The sequence below is a fragment of the Sphingomonas sp. genome (genome assembly GCF_048594985.1).
Lineage (GTDB): Bacteria > Pseudomonadota > Alphaproteobacteria > Sphingomonadales > Sphingomonadaceae > Sphingomonas_I.
The window spans coordinates 1-7,198 of the sequence record NZ_JBMDXG010000306.1 but is presented as its reverse complement, the minus strand read 5'-3'; the positions used below and the strand labels follow the sequence as shown (position 1 = coordinate 7,198).

General features: G+C 67.5%; 5 protein-coding genes and 2 pseudogenes. 2 read left to right on the top strand and 5 right to left on the bottom strand.

The window, feature by feature from the left end; all coding sequences use genetic code 11:
- Positions 1–465, top strand: a pseudogene (locus tag ACOJSF_RS12695) (MFS transporter); the annotation flags it as partial.
- A gap of 10 nt (positions 466–475) precedes the next feature.
- On the opposite strand, the gene ACOJSF_RS12690 reads toward ACOJSF_RS12695, so the two are convergent.
- The 5 genes from ACOJSF_RS12690 to purC form a co-directional block, all read right to left on the bottom strand.
- Positions 476–823: a DUF952 domain-containing protein gene (locus ACOJSF_RS12690; RefSeq protein WP_420142565.1), complete on the bottom strand. Its 348-nt coding sequence runs from the start codon at positions 821–823 to the stop codon at positions 476–478.
- Between the two features lie 98 nt (positions 824–921).
- A complete protein-coding gene (gyrA, locus tag ACOJSF_RS12685; RefSeq protein ID WP_420142564.1) occupies positions 922–3,720 on the bottom strand; it encodes a DNA gyrase subunit A in 2,799 nt (932 codons plus the stop codon).
- A gap of 141 nt (positions 3,721–3,861) precedes the next feature.
- Positions 3,862–4,098, bottom strand: coding sequence for a DUF6356 family protein (locus tag ACOJSF_RS12680; RefSeq protein WP_420142563.1), 237 nt, complete (start codon positions 4,096–4,098; stop codon positions 3,862–3,864).
- Positions 4,099–4,156: 58 nt separating this feature from the next.
- Positions 4,157–4,450, bottom strand: coding sequence for a hypothetical protein (locus tag ACOJSF_RS12675; protein ID WP_420142562.1), 294 nt, complete (start codon positions 4,448–4,450; stop codon positions 4,157–4,159).
- A gap of 99 nt (positions 4,451–4,549) precedes the next feature.
- Complete coding sequence (purC, locus tag ACOJSF_RS12670; RefSeq protein ID WP_420142561.1) at positions 4,550–5,326, bottom strand: phosphoribosylaminoimidazolesuccinocarboxamide synthase; 777 nt, start codon at positions 5,324–5,326, stop codon at positions 4,550–4,552.
- A 162-nt stretch (positions 5,327–5,488) separates the two neighbouring features.
- Here purC and ACOJSF_RS12665 point away from each other — a divergent pair.
- Positions 5,489–7,153, top strand: a pseudogene (locus ACOJSF_RS12665) (M20/M25/M40 family metallo-hydrolase).
- Positions 7,154–7,198: the final 45 nt, after the last annotated feature.

The following is a 7,198-nucleotide window of genomic DNA, read 5'->3' as shown; positions in this document are numbered from 1 at the left end:
GCGCTGATGGCGGGCACGTTCGTCGGCGGCATCCTGTACGCGCGGATGGGCCTCAAGCGGTCGGTAATGCTCAGCCTGATCCTGATGGCGGTGTCGAACTTCTCCTTCGCGGCACTTGCGGCGGCGGGGCACAGCAATCCCGGCATGGCGGCGGCGATCGGGTTCGAGAATTTCGCCAGCGGGATCGGCGGCGTGACGGTGATCGCCTACTTCTCGGCGCTATGCGATCTGCGCTTCACCGCGTCACAATATGCGCTGATCTCGGCGGCGGCGAGCGTCGTCGGCCGGTTCGTCACGGGTACCACCGCTGGCGCGCTGATCGATGCTTTGGGCTACGTGAACTTCTACCTGCTCACCACTCTGATTGCGATGCCCGGCATCCTAATCTTCTGGTGGATGATGCGGATGGGGCTGGTCGATGCGTCGATCGGCAGCGCGGGCGAGGCGAGGGCATCCGACCCCTGATGATCCTCGCTCAACCCGCGACGGGCAGGCGGATCGATCCGTCGGGCTCGTAGGCGAGGGGGCTGTAGGCCAGCACGGTTTCGAGCGTGAGCGGCGCATAGACGTGCGGGAAGAGCTGGCCGCCGCGCGATTCCTCCCAGCGAACCGCGTCGCTCAGCGCCTCCAGGTCGACCGCGAGGAGCTGCAAATCCTCCTGGCCGGCAAAATGCTTGTCGATCGTGCCGGCAAGCTGATCGGCGGTGGACAGGTGGATATAGCCGTCCGCGAGATCGACCGGCGCGCCCGCAAAGCTGCCGTCGCGTTCGAGCGATGCGAGCTGGTCGGCGGTCAGAACCTTGTAGGCGACGGCATCGGGCATGCTGCTCTCCATTGCTCTCGGGCGTTCCGGTGGTCACGCCGGCAGCCCACGGATGCAACGCCTGATCCCACCGGCGGGGTTCCCTTGACCCCCGACCCTCAGCCCTCGTCGGCGCCGTCCGCTTCGCCCCCGTCCGATAGATCCTCGGCCGTGTCCCCTTCGACCTGCGGATCGATTTCGGGCGAGAGCGCCGCGATCTCGTCGCGCACGTCGGTTTCGGCCTCGTCCTCGCTCTCCTCGATCCGCGCGGCGGACACGACATGCTCGTCCTTCGCGACGTGGAACAGGCGGACGCCGGCCGAGCCGCGCCCGATCACGCGGGTATCGCCCACCGACATGCGGATCAGCTTGGCCTGATCGGTGACGAGCATGAGCTGCTCGCCATTATGCGCGGGGAAGCTGGCGACGACCGGGCCGTTGCGCTCGAGATTGTCGATATTGGTGATGCCCTGTCCACCACGCCCGATCCGGCGATATTCGTAGGCGGACGAGCGCTTGCCATAGCCGTTGGCGCAGACGGTGAGGATGAATTCCTCCGCCGCCGCGAACTCCGCCATCCGCTCGACGCTGAGCGTCGGCTCGGCGCCATTCTCCTTCCACGGCGCGGCGCGGAGATAGGCGTCGCGCTCTTCGGTGGAGGCGTCGAAGCCCTTGAGGATCGACAGCGAGATCACCTCGTCTCCGTTGAGGAGGCGCGCACCGCGCACGCCTGCCGATGTGCGGCTCTGGAACTCGCGCACGTCGGTCGCGGCGAAGCGGATCGCCTTGCCGTTGCGCGTCGCAAGCAGGACATCGTCGTCCTCGGTCAGCAGCGACACGCCGATCAGCCGGTCGGATGCATCCTCGCTCTCGTCGTCGGTGCCGAAGCGCATCGCGATCTTGCCGGCGGCGCGGATGTTGGTGAAGGCATCCATGCTGTTGCGGCGGACCAGTCCCTTGGCGGTCGCGAACAGGATGTGCAGCTTGCCCCATTCCGCCTCGTCCTCGGGCAGAGGCAGCACGGTCGAGATGGTCTCGCCCGGCGCCAGGGGCAGCAGGTTGATCATCGGCCTCCCGCGCGCCTGCGGCGCGCCCTCGGGCAGCTTCCAGACCTTCAGGCGATAGACCTTGCCGGCGGTCGAAAAGAACAGCACCGGCGTGTGCGTCGAGGTGACGAACAGTTTGGTGATCGCGTCCTCGTCCTTGGTCGCCATGCCCGAGCGGCCCTTGCCGCCGCGCGCCTGCGTCCGGAACGTGGTGAGGGGGGTGCGCTTGATGTAGCCGCCGAGCGTCACGGTCACGACCATGTCCTCGCGCTCGATCAGATCCTCGTCGTCGATATCGTCGCCCGCAGGCGCGATCTCGGTCCGGCGCGGCGTGGCGAAGGACGCGCTGATCGCGTCAAGCTCCTCCTCCATCACCTCGTAGAGGCGGCGGCGGTTGCCGAGGATTTCGAGCAATTCGCCGATCGATCCGGCGAGCTGGCGCAACTCGTCACCGATCTCGTCGCGGCCGAGCGCGGTCAGGCGATGGAGGCGGAGATCGAGGATCGCGCGAACCTGCGCCTCGGACAGGCGATAGGTGTCGCCCTCGATCTCCGTCTCGACCGCTTCAACCAGCTGGATATACTGCGCAATCTCGGCGATCGGCCATTCTCGCGCGAGCAGGGCGCCGCGCGCTTCTGCGGGGCTCGACGAGCCGCGGATGATCCGCACCACCTCGTCGAGGTTGGTGACTGCGATCACGAGGCCGAGCAGGATATGAGCGCGTTCGCGCGCCTTCATCAGCTCGAACTTGGAACGGCGGGTGATGACCTCCTCGCGGAAGCCGATGAAGGCTTCCAGGATGTCGCGCAGCGTGAGGATTTCGGGCCGCCCGCCGCGCAGCGCGAGCATGTTGGCGGGGAAGCTGGTCTGCGCCTGCGTATGGCGCCAGAGCTGGTTGAGCACGACTTCGGGTGTGGCGTCGCGCTTCAGGTCGATGACGATGCGCACGCCCAGGCGGTTCGATTCGTCGCGGATGTCGCTGACGCCCTCGATCCGCTTGTCCTTGGCGGCCTCGGCGATCCCCTCGACCAATCCGGCCTTGCCGACTTGATAGGGGATTTCGGTCAGCACGATCGAGCGGCGTTCGCCGCGCCCTTCCTCGACAACATGGCGCGAGCGCATGATGATCGATCCGCGCCCGTTCAGATGCGCGCTGCGCGCGCCGCCCTTGCCGAGGATCAGCGCGCCCGTCGGGAAATCGGGGCCGGGGACGATATCCAGCAGATCCTCGTCGCTGACCGGCTCGCCCGAGAATTTGGCGGCGATCAGTGCCTTGCAGGCGGTGATGACCTCGCCAAGGTTGTGCGGCGGAATGTTGGTCGCCATGCCGACGGCGATGCCGCCCGCGCCGTTGACCAGCAGATTGGGGAAACGGGCGGGCAGGACCAGCGGCTCTTCGCGCGACCCATCATAGTTCGGTCCGAAGTCGACCGTATCCTTTTCGATATCCTCGAGCAGGCTCATCGCAGATTTGGCGAGCCTTGCCTCGGTGTAGCGCATCGACGCCGGCATATCGGGATCCATCGACCCGAAATTGCCCTGGCCGTCGATCAGCGGCAGGCGCATCGACCAATCCTGCGCCAGGCGGGCGAGCGCCATGTAGATCGCGGAATCCCCGTGGGGGTGGTAATTGCCCATCACGTCGCCGACGATCTTCGCCGACTTGCGATAGGGACGGCCGGGGACGAAGCCGCCTTCCTGGCTGGCGTAAAGGATGCGGCGGTGGACCGGCTTCAGACCGTCGCGCACGTCCGGCAAGGCGCGCGCGACGATGACCGACATGGCATAGTCGAGGTAGCTCGACTTCATCTCGTCGACGATGTTGATGGGAGAGATGTCGCTGCCGGGTGCGGCAGGCGGGGTCGTGGCCAAGAGGGTCTTTCCGTTCGATCGAGGTTTCGCGCCCGCGAGTGGCGGGCCGTGTCATCCTCTAGTCACGCAGAGGCCGAAAAGCCACCCCGCGCGCTCGCGCGCGCCCACGCATACGCGTGAGGAGCCGGCGCGCCGGCCGGCTTAGATTTCGAAATCGGGTCGGCGGCCGTCGCGTTGCGGGTCGCCGGTCAGCCGTTCATGCAGCCGCCTGACCGCCCTGCTGCCCGTCGTCTTGCACAGCGCGGGCACGAGCGCGTGAACCAGCGCCGCCAGTCCACCGATGATCATCGTCACCCCGAAACCCGCGGCGACACGAAAATGCTGGCCGTAGCTTTCATCGACGCTGGCGGGGTGATCGAGGAACAGGCGGCGAAACATGGGCTTTCTCCGTCGCCCGTGTCGCATATCGCGGCGTCGACGGGCAACCGCCTCCCGGTCAGTAAGAGTCCGCCGAAGGGCGCAGCACGCAGATCGCCACGCCCTCCCCGTTAGGGAGGATGATCGGTTCGCCCTGTGGCAGGGTATTGATCTGATCGACGACTTTCTGGGGAACGTCGGACATCGTCATCATGCCCCGGCTACGCTCGAACGGAACCTGATGGCGGGTCAGCACCGCGGCGGCCGCCTCAAGCGAATGGGCCGGGCCCAGTTCCTGCTTCACCAAGGGCTTCAGCTTCTGCGTCACGGTCAGCGCGTCGCAGTTGAACTGTGTCGAGACCAGCATGGGCATCTGTGCCGACGCACCCAGCGGGCAGGACAGTATCGCGACGGCGCCGCACAGGGGGAGGAGCGATTTCCGGACCATGACCCTGCAACGCGCCATCAGCGATTATTTTCCCCGGTTCTTACGGTGCTCGGCCATGTCCAGCACCGTATTCTCGCCATCGGGCAGCAGGCCGAGCCGGCGGGCGATTTCCTGATAGGCCTCGACCTCGCCGCCCAGATCCTGGCGGAAGCGGTCCTTGTCCAACTTTTCGCCCGACGCCATGTCCCACAGGCGGCAGCCGTCGGGGCTGATCTCGTCCGCCAGGATGATGCGGGCGAAATCATTGTCCCAGATGCGGCCGAATTCGAGCTTGAAGTCGACCAGCCGGATGCCGACGCCGGCGAACAGGCCCGACATGAAATCGTTCACGCGGATCGCCATGTCGGCGATGTCGTGCATCTCGTCCTGGCTGGCCCAGCCGAAGCAGGCGATATGCTCCTCGCTGACCAGTGGATCGCCGAGCGCGTCGTCCTTGTAATAATATTCGATGATCGTGCGGGGGAGCTGCGTCCCTTCCTCGATTCCGAGCCGCTTCGACAGCGATCCGGCCGCGACGTTGCGGATCACGACCTCGATCGGCACGATCTCGACCTGGCGGATCAGCTGCTCGCGCATGTTGAGGCGGCGGATGAAGTGGGTCGGCACGCCGATATGACCGAGCAGCGTGAACACATGCTCGGAAATGCGGTTGTTGAGCACGCCCTTGCCGCTGATCGTGCCCTTCTTCTGAGCGTTGAACGCGGTGGCGTCGTCCTTGAAATACTGGATGAGCGTGCCGGGCTCTGGGCCCTCGTAGAGGATCTTGGCCTTGCCCTCGTAGATCTGGCGGCGGCGGGACATGGGCTCTCCTGAGCGTGCCGAAAAGAAGATCGCCCCGACGCGGCCGGCAACGGCGCACGCGGGGCGGACGGGGCTCTATAGCAATGTGCGACGATCGCCGCAACGCGGGCTGGTGCCCGACCGCATGCGCGCTATGGCGGGAACCGTCCCAAGGAGATCAATATGCGCCGCGTTCCCAGTCTCACGACCCTCCTCGCCGCCGCAGCGCTTACGCAGCCGCTCGCGGCGCAGGCGAGCGGGCCGATCGACCCCGAGCGGCTGTCGGCGATCGTGCGCACGCTCGCTTCCGACGCTTATGAGGGACGCGCGCCCGGCACGGCGGGGGAGAAGAAGACCGTCGCCTATCTGGTCGATCGGATGAAGGCGCTGGGGCTGGAACCGGCAGCACCCGGCGGCAGCTTCGTCCAGCCGGTGCCGATGATCCGGACGCGGATCGGCACGGGCACGATGCGCGCCGCGGTGGGCGTCGCGGCCGCCATGTCCCTTGTACAGGGGGAGGGGATCTACGTCAGCACCATCCGCCCGGTCGACCGGGTCGCGATCGCCGACGCGCCGATGGTGTTCGTCGGCTACGGCGTCAGCGCGCCCGAGCGGCAGTGGGACGATTTCAAGGGCGTCGACCTCAAGGGCAAGGTCGCCGTCTTCCTGATCAACGACCCCGATTTCTCGGCCGAAGCGGGCGATCCGGTCGCGGGCCGCTTTGGCGGGCGGCGCGAAGCCTATTATGGGCGCTGGACCTACAAATAGGAGGAGGCGGCGCGGCGCGGCGCGATCGGGGCGCTGATCGTGCATGATACGTCCGGCGCCGGCTATGAGTGGAGCACGGTTGTGGCCCCCGCCGGCGGCAATTACGACATCGCGCGTGGGCCAGCCGATCCCGTGCCCGTGCTGTTGCAGGGATGGCTGGAGGGCAGGGCGGCCAAGGCGCTGTTCGCGCGCGCCGGGCTCGACCTCGACGCGCTGCGCATCGCCGCGCGGCGCGCGGATTTCCGGCCGGTGCCGCTGCCCGGCGCCGGCTTCTCCGCCGACCTTCCGGTCGATCTGGAGCGGATCGAGAGCGCGAACGTGATCGGCAAGATCACCGGTTCCGCCCATCCGGACGAGACCGTCATGTTCGGCGCGCATTGGGACGCTTACGGCACCGGTACGCCCGATGCGCAAGGGCGGACGGTACGAGCCGGCGCGGCCGACGACGCAATCGGTGTGGCCGGCGTGCTGGAGGCGGCGCGCGCCTTTCGAGGCGGCCCGAAACCGCGGCGCACGGTTCTGTTCGCGCTGTGGACCGGGGAGGAGCGCGGGCTGCTCGGGTCCGAGGCTTATGCCGCCCACCCGATCCATCCGCTGGAGAAGACGGTCGCCAACCTGACGATGGACGTGCTGCAGACCGCCGGCCCGGCACGCGACGTGGTGCTGGTCGGCGACGGGCAGACCGATCTGGAGGATCGGCTCGCCGCCGCTGCCGCCAAGCAGGGCCGCACGATCACGCCCGAGGCGCTGCCCGAGCGCGGCCTCTATTTCCGCGCCGATCATTTCTCGGTCGCGCGGCGCGGGGTTCCCGCGCTGCTGCTGATGGGGATGAGCGGCGGCCACGATCTGGTGACGGGCGGGCGCGCAGCCGGCGATGCCTGGCTGGCCGATTACATGACCTGCTACCATCAGGCGTGCGATGTCTGGTCGCCGAAATGGGATCTGCGCGGCGCGGCGCAGGACGTGGACCTGCTCTACACCGTCGGGCGCGAGCTCGCCGACGGGCGGGCGTGGCCCGAATGGCGCGCGGGATCAGAATTCCGCGCGCTTCGTGACCGGAGCGCGGCCGAGCGCCGCTGAACGCGCGCGGCGCGCCTATTTCGTGGTGATCGCCTGCGCAAGGGC